General features: G+C 48.5%; 16 protein-coding genes. 9 read left to right on the top strand and 7 right to left on the bottom strand.

The features are described 5' to 3' along the window. Positions 1–2: 2 nt before the first annotated feature. The 3 genes from iscR to LG201_RS06455 form a co-directional block, all read right to left on the bottom strand. Complete coding sequence (iscR, locus tag LG201_RS06465) at positions 3–482, bottom strand: Fe-S cluster assembly transcriptional regulator IscR (protein ID WP_226771338.1); 480 nt, start codon at positions 480–482, stop codon at positions 3–5. Positions 483–582: 100 nt separating this feature from the next. Then, complete coding sequence (gene cysE, locus LG201_RS06460) at positions 583–1335, bottom strand: serine O-acetyltransferase (RefSeq protein WP_226771337.1); 753 nt, start codon at positions 1333–1335, stop codon at positions 583–585. A gap of 96 nt (positions 1336–1431) precedes the next feature. Further along, positions 1432–2181 carry an RNA methyltransferase gene (locus tag LG201_RS06455; RefSeq protein ID WP_226771336.1) on the bottom strand — a complete coding sequence of 250 codons (750 nt, stop codon included), beginning with the start codon at positions 2179–2181 and terminating at the stop codon, positions 1432–1434. 92 nt (positions 2182–2273) lie between these two features. On the opposite strand from LG201_RS06455, the gene LG201_RS06450 reads away from it, so the two are divergent. The 3 genes from LG201_RS06450 (at position 2274) to LG201_RS06440 (ending at position 5358) form a co-directional block, all read left to right on the top strand. After that, on the top strand, positions 2274–3083 hold the full coding sequence (locus tag LG201_RS06450; protein ID WP_226771335.1) for an inositol monophosphatase family protein: 810 nt from the start codon (positions 2274–2276) through the stop codon (positions 3081–3083). A gap of 281 nt (positions 3084–3364) precedes the next feature. Continuing rightward, the gene (locus LG201_RS06445; RefSeq protein WP_226771334.1) at positions 3365–4696 is read left to right on the top strand and encodes a histidine kinase; all 1332 of its coding nucleotides are present in this window, start codon (positions 3365–3367) and stop codon (positions 4694–4696) included. 20 nt (positions 4697–4716) lie between these two features. After that, positions 4717–5358, top strand: coding sequence for a response regulator (locus tag LG201_RS06440; RefSeq protein WP_226771333.1), 642 nt, complete (start codon positions 4717–4719; stop codon positions 5356–5358). 288 nt (positions 5359–5646) lie between these two features. Here LG201_RS06440 and LG201_RS06435 read toward each other — a convergent pair whose 3' ends face one another. Together LG201_RS06435 and LG201_RS06430 are read right to left on the bottom strand one after the other, a co-directional pair. Beyond that, positions 5647–6288 carry a response regulator gene (locus tag LG201_RS06435; RefSeq protein WP_226771332.1) on the bottom strand — a complete coding sequence of 214 codons (642 nt, stop codon included), beginning with the start codon at positions 6286–6288 and terminating at the stop codon, positions 5647–5649. 1 nt (position 6289) lies between these two features. Beyond that, on the bottom strand, positions 6290–7630 hold the full coding sequence (locus LG201_RS06430) for a histidine kinase (protein ID WP_226771331.1): 1341 nt from the start codon (positions 7628–7630) through the stop codon (positions 6290–6292). Positions 7631–7958: 328 nt separating this feature from the next. Between LG201_RS06430 and LG201_RS06425 the strand changes: the two genes are divergently transcribed. From LG201_RS06425 to LG201_RS06415, 3 genes are all read left to right on the top strand, one after another. Then, complete coding sequence (locus LG201_RS06425; protein WP_226771330.1) at positions 7959–10157, top strand: TonB-dependent receptor family protein; 2199 nt, start codon at positions 7959–7961, stop codon at positions 10155–10157. A 202-nt stretch (positions 10158–10359) separates the two neighbouring features. Next, complete coding sequence (gene mutS / locus LG201_RS06420) at positions 10360–12891, top strand: DNA mismatch repair protein MutS (protein ID WP_226771937.1); 2532 nt, start codon at positions 10360–10362, stop codon at positions 12889–12891. Between the two features lie 96 nt (positions 12892–12987). After that, complete coding sequence (locus LG201_RS06415; protein WP_226771329.1) at positions 12988–13236, top strand: hypothetical protein; 249 nt, start codon at positions 12988–12990, stop codon at positions 13234–13236. Positions 13237–13330: 94 nt separating this feature from the next. Here the strand turns inward: LG201_RS06415 and LG201_RS06410 are convergent, their stop codons facing one another. Together LG201_RS06410 and LG201_RS06405 are read right to left on the bottom strand one after the other, a co-directional pair. Continuing rightward, positions 13331–13810: an FKBP-type peptidyl-prolyl cis-trans isomerase gene (locus LG201_RS06410; RefSeq protein ID WP_226771328.1), complete on the bottom strand. Its 480-nt coding sequence runs from the start codon at positions 13808–13810 to the stop codon at positions 13331–13333. A 10-nt stretch (positions 13811–13820) separates the two neighbouring features. Continuing rightward, positions 13821–14282: a peroxiredoxin gene (locus LG201_RS06405; protein WP_226771327.1), complete on the bottom strand. Its 462-nt coding sequence runs from the start codon at positions 14280–14282 to the stop codon at positions 13821–13823. Between the two features lie 79 nt (positions 14283–14361). Between LG201_RS06405 and LG201_RS06400 the strand changes: the two genes are divergently transcribed. Genes LG201_RS06400 through LG201_RS06390 form a run of 3 tightly spaced genes read left to right on the top strand, consistent with a single transcriptional unit; the run spans position 14362 to position 16857 of the window. Then, positions 14362–15528: a cupin domain-containing protein gene (locus tag LG201_RS06400; protein ID WP_226771326.1), complete on the top strand. Its 1167-nt coding sequence runs from the start codon at positions 14362–14364 to the stop codon at positions 15526–15528. A 13-nt stretch (positions 15529–15541) separates the two neighbouring features. Beyond that, entirely contained in the window at positions 15542–16030 is a 489-nt protein-coding gene (locus LG201_RS06395) for a DUF7931 domain-containing protein (RefSeq protein ID WP_226771325.1), read from the top strand. Beyond that, entirely contained in the window at positions 16030–16857 is an 828-nt protein-coding gene (locus LG201_RS06390) for a secretin N-terminal domain-containing protein (protein WP_226771324.1), read from the top strand. The genes LG201_RS06395 and LG201_RS06390 overlap by 1 nt, the downstream gene beginning before the upstream one ends. The last annotated feature ends 63 nt before the right edge of the window (positions 16858–16920 follow it).

Genomic DNA, 16920 nt, shown 5'->3' with positions numbered 1-16920 from the left:
CCTTATGCCGCTACTTGTGCATGCTGCAACTGGTTATCACGAGTTTCCCTGCGGACGGTAAAGCGGATTTCCTTGCCTTCACGCTGGGCAGCTACTAAATCAGCTAATGCAACGCCAGAGAGATATTCCAGGATCTTGTTGTTGAGGCTGGACCAGAGGTCATGCGTCATGCATGGTTTACCTTCATGACAGTTTTCCTTGCCGCCGCACTGGGTGGCATCAATCAGCTCATCAACAGCAGTGATAATGTCGGAGACGGAAATCTCGGCATGCTTTTTAGCAAGCCTGTAACCGCCACCAGGGCCGCGAACGCTTTTTACCAGGCCATTACGACGCAGGCGGCTAAAAAGCTGTTCAAGGTAAGATAAGGAAATGCCTTGGCGTTCACTGATCCCAGCGAGTGTCACTGGTTTTTCCTCTTCATTGAGGGCCAGGTCAAGCATCGCCGTCACTGCAAAACGACCTTTTGTGGTTAATCGCATTGTTGTTTCCTAAAGTTGTTCGGATAACGCGCCGTGAGTGGGTTTGGCGCAGTGTCTTACGACTTGATTCTAGGAATAAATTCTAGAATACCTGAATACTTTAGTCAACTATTTTATTGATGAAGTTCACATCAAAAGCTTTGCCTACTTCTGCGTCTGTATCCACGTCTGCGCCTAGCTTTTCGAGCTGTTGCATCACGGTCTGAAGTTGTGCATCCTGCTTGGCAATATGCTCAATTAACAGATGGATTGCCTTGGCCATGGGGTCATTCATATTGTCACTCACGGCGTAAGCGGAAAAGCCAATTTTCTCAGCCATGTCTTCATGCTGACGTGATTTCTCCTGATCAACAATGCGGGCGGGAATGCCAACGGCAGTTGCATTGTCGGGAATGTCTTTCACGACAACCGCATTGGAGCCTATCTTGGCTTTGGCGCCGATGGTAATGGGGCCAAGTACCTTGGCGCCAGCACCAATCACGACACCTGCCAGCAGGGTAGGGTGGCGTTTACCTTTATTCCATGAAGTGCCGCCTAGTGTGACGCCATGGTACAGCGTACAGTCGTTGCCGATGACGGCGGTTTCTCCAATGACCACGCCCATACCGTGATCAATGAAGACGCGGCGACCTATCACCGCGCCGGGATGAATTTCAATGCCGGTGAGCCAGCGGGCAATGTGTGAGCTGAATCTGGCAATCCAGTGAAAGCGATGTGTCCATATCAAATGGGAAATGCGGTGGATGATCAGCGCATGTACGCCAGGGTATGTGGTGAGTATTTCCCAGCGCGTACGTGCTGCAGGGTCGCGCTCGAATACGACGCTGATATCTTCTTTTATGTGACTGAACATCCTGATATTTTACTCTGAATTAATGGCTAGCCATATGCCGTGCCCGGTATTGGCGTATTTGCCATGGGGGATTGAATGGTGATTTTGCGACCGGAGCTATTTTTTACTGGCTGGTGGCCGGGGATCCTGGGTTGCTGACAATATGCCGCGCAAGATATTCACCTCTTCTTTTTCCAGAGCAGCCCTACCAAACAGGCGACGTATTCTCTGCATCAGCCGTTTAGGATACTCAGGATCTAGAAAGCCGATACCAATCAGGGTTTCTTCCATGTGGACATAAAAGCGTTCAATATCCTCACTGGTTGCCAGTGGCTGCTGCGGAGTGATGGTCGGCGATGGGTTATCCAGCGCCGCCATGCGTAGCTCATAGCTGAATACCTGCACGGCAGCTGCCAGGTTGAGCGAGGAGTATTCCGGATTGGCATGGATCATGGATTGCAGCTGGCAATGATTGAGCTCTTCATTGGAGAGTCCGCTCATTTCAGTACCGAACACAATGGCGACTTTTTCGCTATGGGCAGCGCCGATTGCTCGTAATGCTCCATCACGAGCCGACAGTAGCTCATGAGAAAATTCACGTCTGCGAGCACTCATGCCGATCACCAATGTGCAGCCTTCAAGTGCTTCTGGCAGTGTTTCGCAAATTTTGGCATTGACCAGCAGGTCATCAGCACCAGAGGCCATGGCTGTTGCGTCAGCATGGGGGAAGGATTTGGGCTTGACCAGCACCAGCTGGTGCATTCCCATGGTTTTCATGGCACGTGCAGCAGCGCCAATATTGCCGGGGTGGCTGGTCTGACAAAGCACGATACGGATTTGTTGTAGAAGATCGGGTTTGGAAGTCATGGTAATAAGCATTAAAATAGCATTTTACCAGCTCTTTAATTCTCCTTTGCGATCCATCTCAGGATCCTTAGGCAAAAATACGGAAAGATTTTATGCATCCCATGTTGACTAACGCGGTTAAAGCCGCACGCCGCGCTGGTGGTATTATTAATCGCGCTTCTCTTGATATTGGTGCGCTGACCATACGTAGCAAGAACTATAACGATTTTGTCAGTGAAGTCGATCATGCCGCTGAGCAGGCCATTATTGACGTGCTCAAGGATGCATATCCTGATCATGGCTTTCTTGGTGAGGAAAGTGGCAGTCAGGATGCCGATGCTGAAAATGTCTGGATTATCGATCCTCTCGATGGTACTACCAACTTCCTGCATGGCTTTCCACAGTATTCCGTTTCAATTGCACTCAAGCAAAAAGGTCAAATCACCCAGGCTGTGGTTTACGACCCTAATCGTAACGACTTATTCACCGCGACGCGTGGCCGTGGCGCCTTCCTGAATGACAAGCGAATTCGTGTTACGAATCGTGCAAAATTACAGGACTCCATTATCGGCACGGGTTTTCCGTTCCGTGACTTCTCCCATCTTGATACCTATCTTGCTATGTTCAAGGACATGGTAAAGAAAACTTCAGGGATTCGACGTCCTGGCTCTGCTGCGCTGGATTTGGCATATGTGGCTGCTGGCTGGTTTGATGGGTTCTGGGAAATCGGATTATCCCCATGGGATATTGCTGCGGGCTCATTGATAGTCCATGAGGCGGGCGGCTTGGTTGGCGATTTTGAGGGGAATGAAGCGTATCTGGAGAGTGGCAATATTGTCGCTGCCAACCCAAAAGTATTCGTTCAAATGCTACAGACGTTATCACCACATTTGACTGAAGAGCTCAAGTCTAAGAAGAGGTAATTTCTTCTTTTAGAAAAGAAAAAAGCCAGCGTGAAAACACGCTGGCGTTACACTATGGAGAAGTTGCAAAGAACATGGAGTGAACTCTTAACTTCTGCTTACCATTCTATGCATCGATAGTCTTCATGGATGTAGGAATGTCTCATTCTGACAAAGGGAAATGTTCATTAAGTTTGATTCAGCAAAATTATGAACATTAGGATTTTCTCCCGTATCTGTTTTTGGAGATCTGATTTAAATTGCGCAATCTTCTGCAACGGCTCACAAGATCCAGTTCTCCAATGAACCTGAAGCTTCGCCTTAATCTGCTTATCACACTCCTGCTCGCATTAGTGTTGTTTTTTGCCGCGCTCTTGATGATCCATAACGCCCGTAATGATGTGCGTGCAGAGGTGGAATCGACCGCAATGCTTGCCATGCATCTGCTTGATGCGGAAATTCTGCATTACACCTCAGACTTTACCTGGCTGAGAAACGACGACAAAAACCAGAATTCAATTTTCAGGCTGCAAAGCCTCGAAAATGTCAGGCATCTTCGCATCGAGTTTTTTGATGCCTATGGGCGTTTGCGGGATAGCAATATTCAGGCAGATAAAAAAGAGAGCACTTCCTGGCTGGTCAATACCATGGGCTTTATTTCCCCTGCCATGCCCGAGATACGCCGCAAGATTTTTGCCAATGGGCGCATGATAGGAGAGCTGGTGGTGACGCCAGATCCTTCTTATGAAATTGCAGAGGTGCTGGATGATATTTTCGGCTTGCTGGTGCTGGTGGCCATCTTCTTTGTCGTGGTGAATGCCGTAGTTTACTGGGCCGTCGGGCGTGCCATGCGGCCAGTTGATACCGTCCTGTCTGCGTTAAATGAGCTTGAGCAGGGCAACCTCAAGGCAAGGTTGCCAGAGTTTGAATTGCCAGAATTATCTGGGATTGGCCGCAAGTTTAATGCGATGGCAGAAACCCTTGAAAAAAGTATACATAGCAATCACAAGCTGACGCAGCAAATGATTCGAGTGCAGGAGGATGAGCGTAAAAATCTTGCGCGGGATCTGCATGATGAAATTGGTCAGTATTTGACGGCAGTTCATGTCGATGCCTCTGCCATTCTGAATGCCAGGAATATTGAAGGCGCAAAAGAAAGCGCAAAAGCCATCAGTGTGGTGGCCAGACAGATGATGGAAATTGTCCACGATATGTTGCAGCGCCTGAGGCCTAGCGGTCTGGATGAGTTTGGTCTGGCGATTGCGTTGACCGACCTGGTGGATACCTGGCGTCAGCGCAATCGAGGTATTGAAGTCGACGTGAAAATTCCTGAAAGTCTTGAGGCTGTGCAGGATGAAACCATGGCAATCGCTATTTATCGTATAGTGCAGGAGTGTTTAACCAATATCACGCGGCATGCTCGGGCAAAAAAAATAGCCATTCATGTGCAATTGGAGAGTACAGCCATTATTCTCAGGATTGATGATGATGGTCAGGGCTTTAATACCGGTCAGGCACCATCAGGGTTCGGCTTGGCTGGCATGCGTGAGCGTGTGGAAGGCCTGGGCGGAGAGTTCGAATTAGACAGCGCACTGGCGGCTGGTGCGCGCATCTATGTCAAGCTGCCATTGTGAATAATATAGAAGGATAGGGAATGAGTGCCATTATTCGTGTCATGCTGGTGGATGATCATGAGGTCGTTCGCTCCGGCCTTCGCCGGTTGCTAGAGCAAAGCGATGGCATTGATGTCATTGTGGAGGCGGATAGTGGAGAGCAGGCGTATCAGCTATATGGTGAGCATCTTCCCGATATCGTCGTCATGGATATGTCCATGCCTGGTATGGGTGGGCTTGAAGCACTGAGACGCATTGTTGCGCGTTATTCCCAGGCGCGTGTCGTTATTTTTTCCATGCATGAGAATGCCGCTTTTGCCTCGCAGGCCTTAAGTTCAGGTGCGCGTGCTTACGTGGCTAAATCAGGCGCTGCAGATGATCTGGTTCAAGCGGTGCGCGAAGTATCCGTGGGTAAGGGCTATCTGAGCCCTGGTATTGCACAGAAAATCGCACTACAGAGCCTCTCCGGCGATGATGATCCTACGCGTTTGCTATCAGCGCGAGAGTTTGAGGTGTTCCGATTACTGGCAGAGGGACGTGGGATTGAGGAGATTGCCACCATCCTGAAAATCAGTCAGAAAACGGTGGCTAATTATCAGACCTTGCTTAAACAGAAGTTGGGAATCAGTAGTCCTATTGAGCTGGTACGACTTGCAATCAGGCATGGTTTGATTGAAGGCTAGTAGTGATTTCCTTGATGCTGCGGTAATTGTTCCTGTAATTTTTGGAATTAAATCACTATTGGGAGTAAATCCCGATATTTTTAGGGAATTAATGGATAGATTAGCTAGGGGCTTAGGCATACGATACTTATGAACAACTTGCGCACCCAGCGGATAAGTAAGCCTAGTTCCCAGGCACGTTGTCCATACTCCATATCACTAAGGTCATATTGAAACCAGGAATTCCACCTGGTTTTTTTTTGCCCTGCGGATATGAGTCTGACTAAGAGCTTTCAGCCATCGACCTTGCTATTCGTGCTTTTGGTTGCTGATGCCAAACCGGATGGCCATATGCACCAGTTGGCCGGTAGTTTGCACATTGAGTTTTTGTCTTACCTGAGTCTGAATGTTGGCTGCAGTTTTATAGCCTATGTGTAATTGCTCTGCGATACCAGCGAGGGAAACGCCTTCAGCAATACGGCGGAATACTTCGAATTCGCGCGGAGAGAGTTTTTCAAGAGGATTTTCTGATGGTGAGAAGCGATCCATGGCCAGATGCTGGGCTAGCTCGTGACCAATATACCGTCCGCCACGTAGTACTTGTTTCACAGCTTCTAGCAGCACTTCAGGGGCATCGGTTTTGACCACATAGCCTTTAGCCCCGGCTTGCATGGCACGTGCAGCATAGATGTTGTCATCATGCATGCTGAATATGATCAGTTTGGCGTTGCCATCGCGGGCGATGATGCGCTGCAATGTTTCAAGCCCGCCTATCCCCGGCATATCCAGATCCAGAATCGCTAGATCAGGGTGATGTTCTTGCCAAAGAATACAGGCGCGTTCGCCATTTTCTGCTTCAGCAGTGATTTTATAGCCTGCATTTTCCAATAATGTACGTAAACCGCTACGCACAACGGCGTGATCATCGGCTAACAATATTTTCTGAACCATATTATTTATTTTCCTGAAGTGCTTGTAATGCGGTGGTCAAGGGGATGCTGGCTGATATCAGAGCTCCTTTGCCATTGCTGTTGATATGGAAAACGCCGCCTTCAGCTTCTACTCTTTCGCGCATGCCGGAAAGCCCGAATCCCGCCCGAGGGGAGTGCGGATTGAAGCCTACGCCATCGTCTTGAATTTCTATTGATAGGGTGTCAGATAAAATGCCACGGGTACGCATGATCTTGACATCAACAAAGTGGGCCTGTGCGTGACGGCTGATATTGGTCAATGATTCCTGCACAATGCGATAAGCGACAATATTGATTTTTTCAGACAGATTTTGGCAGCTTTTTTCCAGGATCAGGGAGCAGGCCACTGTTGGGTGCTGTTTCTTCCAGTCGCTCATCAATTGCTCAACTGCCTCAATCAAGCCATGTGCATCCAGTGCAGTAGGGCGCAGTCGGTGAATTAATCCTCTGACACCTTGCTGGATATGCTCAACATGCGAGTTGATACGTTTTGCATGCTCAGTGACTGCGTTATTGCCATCTTTGGGCAGCGTCGCAATATCCAGCCGAATTGCAGTCAGATATTGTCCCATTTCATCGTGGATCTCACGGGCAATATTCCGCCGTTCCTCTTCCTGTACCTGCATGGCATGACGGGCAAGGGATTGATTTTCTTTGAATAACACACCAAGTTCGCGCTCGGCCAGATGTTGCTCGGTGATGTCTGTAAAGAAACCATGAATATTCTTTTGTTCGGAGGTCGGACTTTCCAGTGCACAGGTCAAGCGGGCCATGACGATCCATGGAGCGCCATCGGGACGTTTAACTGATAACTCAGGGATGTCGACTTTTTCTACTGCTTTCAGTTTGTTACAGAGATCGTCCCAGCTTTTACCCAAAGCATTACGCAGGTTAAGCGTGGCTTCACTTCTGCCACACATACTGCTGAATGCCTGATTGCATAACAAGATATTGCCCTGTAAGTCAGCGACAAAGTTGCCACACAGCCCTTGGTCAAACAGGGTTTTGAACATGCGCTGGCTTTCTTTTGATGCATATTCAGCCTCTACCCGGCGGGTGGCTTCTGCTACCACTTCACGCATGCGACGGCGAGAAAACCAGATGGCCACAACGGCTGCGGCAAACAACACTAATGGCAACTCGTCCAACTGAAGAGATTCATGTAAGAGGGCCCACTCTACAAACTTTTCCGAAATATCCAATTTGGCTGAAACAAAAAACACACTAGCGATCGTGCAAATGGCGATGAAAAGATCACGGTGAGACTGATTAAAACGACTCCAGAATGTGATCATGAGGGAAGGGGGATTGTAAGTGTTCATTTAAAGGTATTTTGAATACACCATTCATTCTGAGGAAGTGATTTTTTCCTGAAATCGCTTGGTATATGGGAGCTTTGTGAATGATTCCTGATTTTCTGGTTAATTACACAATTTAACAATGGTGGTTACTAATTAATATATTCGGGATTTATTCCCAATTTTATTCGTGATGAATTCCCCTTTTTGATTTGAACTTATCCACGGAAACTCTCGCCTATTGCTGATTACATTTTTTTACAATTACAAAAAATCAGTGATATTTATGGAGAAGACTGGGTTGTGCGTGAAGCTCAGCCTAAGATTAATGAGATTAAGAGGGAATTCCAACGTGATTAAAAAACCAATGATGGGGATGGCGGTCTTGATTCTGACCATGCCGGCATTTGCGGCAGAACAGGCAGGCATCAAGGCTCAAGAAAATACTGCAGCCACTGCTGGCGAAGAACAGGTAGTGACTGAAAAGGTTAAAGTCACCAGCATTTTACCAGACCGCCTAGAGGCTCTGCCAGGATCATTCACTGTAGTCGATGAAAAAGAACTAGAGTCAAGACGCCCATTTTCTACTACTGAAGCTTTGAACTCAGTGCCAGGTATTCATATCGTTGGCGAAAATGCCTTTGGTCTTGGGATTAATATTGGCATGCGTGGCTTAGACCCACGTCGTAGTGCGCGGACCCTATTGATGGAGGATGGTGTGCCATTGTTCCTCTCTCCTTATGCAGATCCTTCCGCTCACTATACAACGCCATTGGATCGTGTTCAGCGTATTGAAGTAGTTAAGGGGGCGGGGCAGACGCTCTATGGTCCACAGACTGTTGGAGGAATGATCAACTTTGTAACACGACCAGTTCCCAAGGAGTTTCAGGCGAGTGTAACCGGCATTATTGGTAATAATAATTTCAGTGGTGGTCACGTCAATATTGGTACCGGTGGCGATTGGGGCGGCATTATGCTGGATGCTGTTAACCGTAAAGGTGATGGCATACGCAAGAATCATGATTTTGAGATCAATGAATTTACCCTCAAGGGTCAATTGAATCTTGATGATCGCAATACCTTGATTGCAAAAGTTGGGTACTACGAAGAAAACTCCAGCGTAAGTGAAACAGGTCTTGGCGCGGTTGAATATGCTGAAGATAAGTATCAGGCACCTACCGGGAAGAATGATTCTTTTAATTACGAACGCAAGTCTCTCCAGTTACAACATATCTTCAAGATCAATGAAAAGGCAAAACTAAGCACGCAGTTTTACTATGTGGATAATCAGCGCGCGTCATTCCGCCAGATCAATGAACCAGGGAGTCTAGGTGGACGTTCTGCAATAGAGCGTTGTCCCGCAGGCACTAACGCAGTGGCCGCCACTGCTGCTAATGCTGAAGGGTGCGGTGGTCGCTGGCGTCCGCGAGAGTTTGAATACTGGGGTTTCGAGCCACGTCTTGACGTTAGCCACAGTCTGTTTGGTGTAGAAAGTGATGCTGTCATTGGTTTTCGATACCATCGTGAAGATTCTCAACGTAATCAATATCGTGGTTCAGACCCGGCAATTCAGGATCTTGGATATGCTAAAGCCAATGGTGACCATCGTGAAGATTTGCGTATAGACGTCAAGTCTCTTGCTTACTATGCCCAGAATACTTTTTATCTTGGGAATTGGACACTTACTCCAGGTTTGAGAGTTGAGGACTACGAGAAAAATATCAATGTAGTGCGAGCTGAAGGTGTTGCGCAAGGCTTCCAAGATAGCAATAAGGAAACCGTATGGTTGCCTGGTCTTGGTGCCTCGTGGAATGGTATCGCGAATACAACGGTGTTTGCTGGGATACACCGTGGTTTTGCGCCACCGCGGCCTGATCGAGATATCAATTTTGACGATTTAAGTGGTCAGAATGCTATTAGCCGTACCAAAGCTGAAAAAAGCACTAATACGGAAATCGGTATTCGATCAGCCTACTTTAAAGGTTCCAGTTTTGAGGCGACATTGTTCAATATTGACTTTGATGAGATCGTGATTCAAGAAAGTGCTGGCCGCTTTATTAATGGTGGAAAATCACAGCATACTGGTATTGAGCTGGCTGGGCGTATTGACTTCGGTAAGGTCTATGATACCTCGCATAACTTCTATGTCATGGCTTCTTATACCAATGTGTTTACTGCCAAGTTCAAGAAAGATACGGATGAAACTGCTAGTGGTAACCGCCTGCCATACTCACCTAGGGATATTGCCACAGTCAATTTTGGATATTCCCATCCAGTTGGGATAGATGCGCGTATTGGTGTGGATTATGTGAGCCAGCAATATGTAGATCCAGAAAATAGCCGTATTCAAAGCTTGAATGGTGAGGAGGGAATGATACCTTCATACACCTTATTAAACGCCTCTGTTACGTATAAACCCGTTGGTAGCAAGGCCACCTTTTTTGTCAGTGGGCATAACCTTGCTGACAAAGAGTATTTGATCAGCCGTGTAGATGGCATGGTAGCCGGTCGTTCGCGTCAGGTATTTGGCGGTATTCGTTACGACTTCTAACATCAGATGATCCTTCCCCTGGGACTTGTTCCCAGGTTTTTTCCAACGCCCCTTTCGAGGGGCGTTTTTTTGCGCGGAAAATCTTGGGGGCAAGGCTATAATAATTGAATTGTAATGATGAGTAGACCCAGCCAAAGGCTGCGGCAGATAGGCAATTAACTTGAGCACAAACAACAGCACTTCTCTTGAACAGCATACCCCGATGATGCGCCAATACTTGGGGATCAAGGCGCAATACCCCGATATGTTGCTGTTTTATCGCATGGGTGATTTTTATGAGTTGTTTCATGATGATGCTGAGAAAGCAGCCCGCCTGCTAGGTATTACCCTGACCAAGCGCGGGGCTTCGAATGGGGTGCCTATACGCATGGCGGGTTTACCCTACCATGCCGCCGAACAATATTTGGCCAAGCTTGCCAAGCTCGGGGAAGCGGTAGCGATTTGTGAGCAGGTGGGGGATCCTGCCAAGAGTAAGGGGCCGGTTGATAGGCAGGTCACGCGAATATTAACCCCTGGAACGTTGACCGATGCTGCATTGTTGGATGATACGCGGGATAATTTATTATTAGCGGTGGCAAAGGGCGAGGGAGTGCTGGGTCTTGCGCGCATCAATCTCGCCTCGGGTCGGTTTGTCGTCAGCGAGGTTGCGCCGGGCTTGCTGGGGCAGGAGCTGGAACGCATTAGCCCCGCTGAAATTCTTTATGCAGATGATTTCTCGCACCCAGCCATTGAAGCTAGCAAATGTTCAAAAAAACGCTTGGCGCCGTGGCAGTTTGATATTGATTCCTCTCTTCAGTCATTAACCAAGCAATTCAATACCTATGACCTGGATGGTTTCGGCTGTGGCGATATGCAAGCTGCCATTGCGGCTGCGGGCGCATTGCTGGATTACGTCAAGCATACCCAGCGTACCACTTTGCCACATATCAATGGCCTGACTGTTGAGCAGGCTACCACGTTTATCCAGCTGGATGCTGCTACCAGGCGCAACCTGGAAATAGACCAGACATTACGCGGGGAACCATCTCCTACACTGTACTCATTACTCAATACGACGCAGACCGCAATGGGGGCGAGGCTCTTGCGGTTCTGGCTGCATCATCCCTTGCAGCATCAGCAGGCGATACTTGCCAGGCATGACGCTGTTGCCAATCTTAAAACGCAATATAACGTGCTCAGGCCTCTGTTGCGTGGCGTGGGAGATATAGAGCGCATTACGGCACGTATTGCCCTGAAAAGTGCACGACCAAGGGATCTATCTGGCTTACGCGACAGCCTTCGCCAATTACCTTTACTACAGCAACACTTGCAACAGCAATCGGCAGTGTTGCTACAAACCCTGGTGCAGAGTCTGGAAGTGCCTCAGTTTGTGCTGCAAACGCTGCTGGCAGCGGTCAAGGATGAACCTGCAGCCGTGTTGCGAGAGGGCGGGGTGATTGCCGATGGATTTGATGCAGAGCTGGATGAATTACGCGGCATACAAACCAATTGTGGCGAATTCTTGCTCAAGTTCGAAGCTGATGAACGTGCGAGAACTGGTATTCATCACTTAAAGGTTGAGTACAACAGTGTGCATGGTTTCTATATTGAGATCAGCCGTGCGCAAGCGGATACCGTGCCGGCAGAATATCGCCGCCGCCAGACGCTAAAAAATGCCGAACGTTTTATTACGCCTGAGCTGAAAGCATTTGAAGATAAAGTGTTGTTGGCTAATGAGCGAGCCCTGGCACGTGAAAAAGGCTTATATGATCAACTGCTGGATAGTCTATTGCCGCATATTCCTGCCTTGCAGCAGAACGCAGATGCTGTTGCCCAGCTCGATGTACTCAGTACCTTTGCAGAACGGGCCGATGTGCTCAATTATGTAGCCCCTCAATTTACTACCGAGCCAGGGCTGAACATCATTGGTGGCAGGCATCCGGTGGTGGAGCAGTTAGCGCAGCCTTTTATTGCCAACGATGTTGCATTGTCGCCCTATCGGCAGTTATTGTTGATTACTGGACCTAACATGGGGGGTAAGTCCACGTATATGCGGCAGACCGCCTTGATTGTGCTGCTGGCCCATTGTGGCTGTTTTGTTCCCGCAACCTCTGCTAGCTTAGGGAGCATAGATCGTATTTTTACCCGTATAGGCGCTTCGGATGACTTGGCGGGAGGTCGTTCCACCTTTATGGTTGAAATGACCGAAACTGCGAACATCCTCCATAATGCGACTGAGCATAGTCTGGTGTTACTGGATGAGATCGGGCGCGGAACTTCAACTTTTGATGGCTTATCTCTTGCCTGGGCGGTGGCACGCCAACTGCTAGAAAAGAACCGCAGTTATACCTTATTTGCCACGCATTATTTTGAACTGACGCGGATTTCCGAGGACTTCAAGCAGGCGGCGAATGTGCACCTGGATGCTGTTGAGCATGGTAACGGCATTGTGTTTTTGCATAGCGTCGAAGAAGGGCCTGCTAGCCAGAGCTATGGTTTGCAGGTAGCACAGCTGGCGGGGATTCCCAGGTCAGTGGTGAATGCGGCCAAGCGTAAACTTGCTCAGCTGGAACAAAACCAAGTCGCCCAGCAGAACAATGCTGCAGCTTGGCAAGGTGATATGTTTGTTGCTGCACAAAATGAACCAGAACAGCTGCTACATCCCGTTGTTATTGAGCTGGAAACCATAGACCCGGATGAGCTGACACCGAGGCAGGCGCTAGAGGTTTTGTACAAATTGAAAAAATTAAGCTAGGAATTGGACATAATTCTGAAACAACTCATTGCGACAATATGAACCGTAGTCTTTATCAAAGGTTGCGCTTCAATAACTTAATCCCAAAAGGAAAATATGGTCGTCGAGTATTTCATCAAGATAGTCATTCCAGTGGTGTTCTCCACTTTAGTTGCCATGATCGGTTGGTTTGCCGATGAAATGGCCGGTGCGTTGATCGCTGGTGGTTCTGCATTGGCAGTTTCTGCTGGCTGGACTAGCTATAGCTGGGCACTTTCAGCCAGACAATCACGTATTAATGATCGATTAGCAAAGAGGAAGCAGGCTCGCACGAAGAAGAGTGTTAATCGCGTATCGTGCGCATAATGCCGTAAGCTGAATTTGCGCTTAGTCGCTAGCAGTGCATAGAAAAAAGGCAGCCAACTGGCTGCCTTTTTTATTGCCATTATCTACTTAGTGCTTAGTGATGATGACCACCTGCACCATGTACATGGCCGTGTTCGACTTCCTCCTTGCCTGCTGAGCGTACATCGTTAACGGATGCTTTGAACAGTACGCGTTCGCCAGCCCAGGGATGGTTACCATCCACCACTACCTTGCCATCTTCGATGTTGGTAATGGTATAGAGAATGACCTCGCCGGATTCGTCTTCGCCTTCAAACTGCATCCCGACTTTCAGATCCTGGCTAGGGAATGCGGAGATTGGTTCCATCTGTACCAGCTCTTCATCATAGTCACCAAAAGCATCTGCAGGCTCCAGGGTGAGCTCGATGGTGTCGCCCTTGGACTTGCCATGCAGTTCTTCTTCTACACGCGGGAAAATGTTGTCATAGCCGCCGTGTAAATAACTGACTGGATCCTTGCTGGACTCCAGGACATTACCATCGCTATCGCGCAGTTCATAGGTAATGGTGACAACAGTGTTCATGGCGATTTGCATGAAAAATCCTTCAAAATGATTTAATAAAATTAAGTATTGCGACGGCGTGGCCTTTGGCGGTGACGCCATATTGTGCCAAGCGTACCATTCCCGCAGTATCGATGACAAATGTGGAGCGGACTATGCCCATCTTCTTGATGCCATCTTTTTCTTTTTCCTGCCATACGCCATATTGATGGCAGACTTCGCCATCCACATCCGAGAGCAGGCTGACAGCCAGGCCGTGTTTGTCGCGAAAATCAGCATGGCTGATGCAATCATCGCGGCTGATCCCCAGCACTATCGTGTTGTGGCTGACAAACTCATCCTCAAGGTCGCTGAACTCTATGGCTTCCAGTGTGCAGCCAGGGGTGTCATCCTTGGGGTAAAAATACAATACGACAATACTGTCGCGCAGCTCGGATAAGCTGATGGATTGCATATCCGCATCAGGCAAGGTGAAATCAGGGGCTTGCGTGTTTTGCTGCAACATGGCGCACTTTGCAGTGAGTGAATAATCGGGATTTTAACCTAATTTCTATCTGACGTAAGCAATGCGATATCATGCATGCATGAAAAATAATTCAGCGCATAATCATCCGCCGTCTCAGCCCCTGGCCTTGCTGGGCGGTATTAGTGCAGAACATTTCCTGGCTGAATATTGGCAGAAGAAGCCTCTATTGATCAGGCAAGCCATTCCAGGTTTTAATGGCCTGCTCAGTCCAGATGAATTGGCTGGCCTGGCTTGTGAGGGCGATGTGCAGTCACGTCTGATTTCGCACAAGAAGTCTGGCTGGAAAGTAGAAGATGGACCTTTTGATGAAAAACGCTTTGCCAAATTACCAGCTCAGGATTGGACGTTGCTGGTACAGGGGGTAAATCATCATTTGCCTGAGGCGGATCAGTTGTTGCAACAGTTCAGTTTTATTCCCCATACCAGGCTGGATGATTTGATGGTGAGCTTTGCACCAGATGCTGGTGGTGTTGGGGCACATTTTGATTCCTATGATGTATTCCTGTTGCAAGGCGAAGGCAAACGACAGTGGCGTATCAGCGAGCAGAAAGACCTGACGCTGATTGAAGACGCCCCCTTACGTATTCTGAAAAACTTTCAGGCTGAACAAGAGTGGGTGCTGGAACCTGGGGACATGTTATACCTGCCCCCGCATGTGGCGCATTGGGGAGTAGCCGTGGGCGCGTGCATGACCTACTCCATAGGCTTCCGGGCACCGTCTGCTCAAGAGCTGGCGAGTGAGTTCCTCAGTTTCTTGCAGGATAAGGTCAAGTTGACCGGCATGTATGCGGATCCTGATCTGCTATTGCAGCAACATCCGGCAGAAATTGAGCCGCATATGTTGCACAAAGTCGGAGACATGTTGAATGGAATTCGCTGGGAGTCGCAGGACGTTGCAGAGTTTCTTGGGCGCTATCTGTCTGAACCAAAGTCGCACATTGTATTTGATAACCCAGCCAATATTACCCTCAAGTCTTTTAAGCAGCGCCTGATTAAAAAGGGAATAGTACTCTCGGGTAAAAGCCAGATGTTGTTCCATGGTGACTATTTCTTCCTCAATGGCGAGCAATTGATGGCATTGCCAGCGCATCATGCACTGTGGGTTGAGCTGGCGGATAAAAGGCAGTTGCCAGCCGCCAGTTTTACTGAAGTGCTAATGAACGATAACGAGTTGGTTGAACAATTGCTTGATTGGTATCAGGCAGGCTACGTGCAGTTTGCCTGAGCCTTGGATCCGTATGAATGGATTGCCGGAAAATCAGATTTTGCAGGGCGAAATGGATTATGAGCATACTCTGGATTGTATGCTTGGTCGTGCGGCGTCCAGCCTGCTGATGTTTGATATTGATCTACGCTCTGGTAATTACACCAGTATGGCGCGTTATCAGCAATTACATGACTTTCTGACCAATAATGTGCATTCCACCTTGACCATGGTGCTGCACGATACCGGCTATCTTGAGCTGCAATGCTTTCGTTTGTGCAAATTGATGCAGCAATATGGGCATCGCATGATGGTTTACCAGACTTCGAACCAGGCCAGGGCGGCAATGGATCCATTTATTGTGGCCGATCACATACATTATGTGCGGCGTTTTCATGTGGATCACGCCAGATTCAAGTATGCTTTCAATGACTTGGATGCCAGTCATATACTCACTCGGCGTTTTGCTGAATTGCTGGAGTCTGCTACTCATAGGTTTACACTTACTCGTCTGGGGCTGTAATGCGATTTTTACTGATCATGCTGCTGTTTACTGCGTATGCAGAGGCTGCTGGACTAGATTTCAAGATGATTACCTTGCAGCACCGCTTTCCGCAGGATCTGATACCGGCAGTAGAGCAGCTGGTTGGATCTGAAGGAACAGTCAGTGCCATCGATAATCATCTGGTTGTGCGTGCAACGCCCGAGCGCATGCAAGCGATAGAAGATATGGTGGCACGGTTGGATACTGCCCGTCGCAATCTGCGCATCACGATCAGCCATGATAACAATGTGCAGAGTACTGATAGTCAAGTGGGTGTGAATGGTCGCGGGCGTATTGGCAATGTGGAGATAGGCACCATTGATGGTTCACAGGAGCACCCAGGCCCCAGGCGGCAAGAAGGCACTGGATTCAATATTGATCTTAATCGCAGCCAGAATGAGAGTAGTCGGAGCGGCCAGGAGTTTGTCAGTGTGATGGATGGCGAGCGTGCATTCATTCGGGTTGGCCAGTCTGTGCCTTATACCCAGCAATGGGTGCTGTTGACACAGCGCTATATTCAATTGCAGCAGACAACAGAATTTCATGACATTACGACAGGGTTTGCGGTCAGACCTAAGTTTATTGGTGGTCAGGTCGAGCTTGAGGTAACGCCGCGTATTGCCCGCCTGAATGAGCGGGGCTTCATAGATTTTGAGGAATTATCTACGGTGGTGAGAGTGGCGCCCGGTGAATGGCTTGATCTTGGAGGGGTGATGCAAGGGCGTGATCAGGTGAGCCGGGAGATCCTTTCGCAAGGTCAATATAGCGCGGGGAAAAGCACGCAGCTACGAATCCGTGTCGATTAAGTTCTACTTCATGGAGGTTTTTAGAAAAAAAGCTGTGAATTTGTGCCAAATAAGGCTTCTAGG

Origin of the sequence: Methylobacillus gramineus, assembly GCF_020532675.1 — a bacterium.
Classification (GTDB): Bacteria; Pseudomonadota; Gammaproteobacteria; order Burkholderiales; family Methylophilaceae; genus Methylobacillus; species Methylobacillus gramineus.
This window is presented reverse-complemented; position numbering and strand designations above follow the sequence as displayed.

What these genes read in the sequence shown, in the direction of transcription:
- iscR (WP_226771338.1), bottom strand. Translation starts at nt 482, where the DNA reads ATGCGATTAACCACAAAAGGTCGTTTTGCAGTGACGGCGATGCTTGAC.
- LG201_RS06435 (WP_226771332.1), bottom strand. Translation starts at nt 6,288, where the DNA reads ATGGTTCAGAAAATATTGTTAGCCGATGATCACGCCGTTGTGCGTAGC.
- LG201_RS06450 (WP_226771335.1), top strand. Translation starts at nt 2,274, where the DNA reads ATGCATCCCATGTTGACTAACGCGGTTAAAGCCGCACGCCGCGCTGGT.
- LG201_RS06455 (WP_226771336.1), bottom strand. Translation starts at nt 2,181, where the DNA reads ATGACTTCCAAACCCGATCTTCTACAACAAATCCGTATCGTGCTTTGT.
- LG201_RS06430 (WP_226771331.1), bottom strand. Translation starts at nt 7,630, where the DNA reads ATGAACACTTACAATCCCCCTTCCCTCATGATCACATTCTGGAGTCGT.
- cysE (WP_226771337.1), bottom strand. Translation starts at nt 1,335, where the DNA reads ATGTTCAGTCACATAAAAGAAGATATCAGCGTCGTATTCGAGCGCGAC.
- LG201_RS06405 (WP_226771327.1), bottom strand. Translation starts at nt 14,282, where the DNA reads ATGTTGCAGCAAAACACGCAAGCCCCTGATTTCACCTTGCCTGATGCG.
- LG201_RS06400 (WP_226771326.1), top strand. Translation starts at nt 14,362, where the DNA reads ATGAAAAATAATTCAGCGCATAATCATCCGCCGTCTCAGCCCCTGGCC.
- LG201_RS06395 (WP_226771325.1), top strand. Translation starts at nt 15,542, where the DNA reads ATGAATGGATTGCCGGAAAATCAGATTTTGCAGGGCGAAATGGATTAT.
- LG201_RS06390 (WP_226771324.1), top strand. Translation starts at nt 16,030, where the DNA reads ATGCGATTTTTACTGATCATGCTGCTGTTTACTGCGTATGCAGAGGCT.
- LG201_RS06415 (WP_226771329.1), top strand. Translation starts at nt 12,988, where the DNA reads ATGGTCGTCGAGTATTTCATCAAGATAGTCATTCCAGTGGTGTTCTCC.
- LG201_RS06445 (WP_226771334.1), top strand. Translation starts at nt 3,365, where the DNA reads ATGAACCTGAAGCTTCGCCTTAATCTGCTTATCACACTCCTGCTCGCA.
- LG201_RS06410 (WP_226771328.1), bottom strand. Translation starts at nt 13,810, where the DNA reads ATGCAAATCGCCATGAACACTGTTGTCACCATTACCTATGAACTGCGC.
- mutS (WP_226771937.1), top strand. Translation starts at nt 10,360, where the DNA reads ATGATGCGCCAATACTTGGGGATCAAGGCGCAATACCCCGATATGTTG.
- LG201_RS06440 (WP_226771333.1), top strand. Translation starts at nt 4,717, where the DNA reads ATGAGTGCCATTATTCGTGTCATGCTGGTGGATGATCATGAGGTCGTT.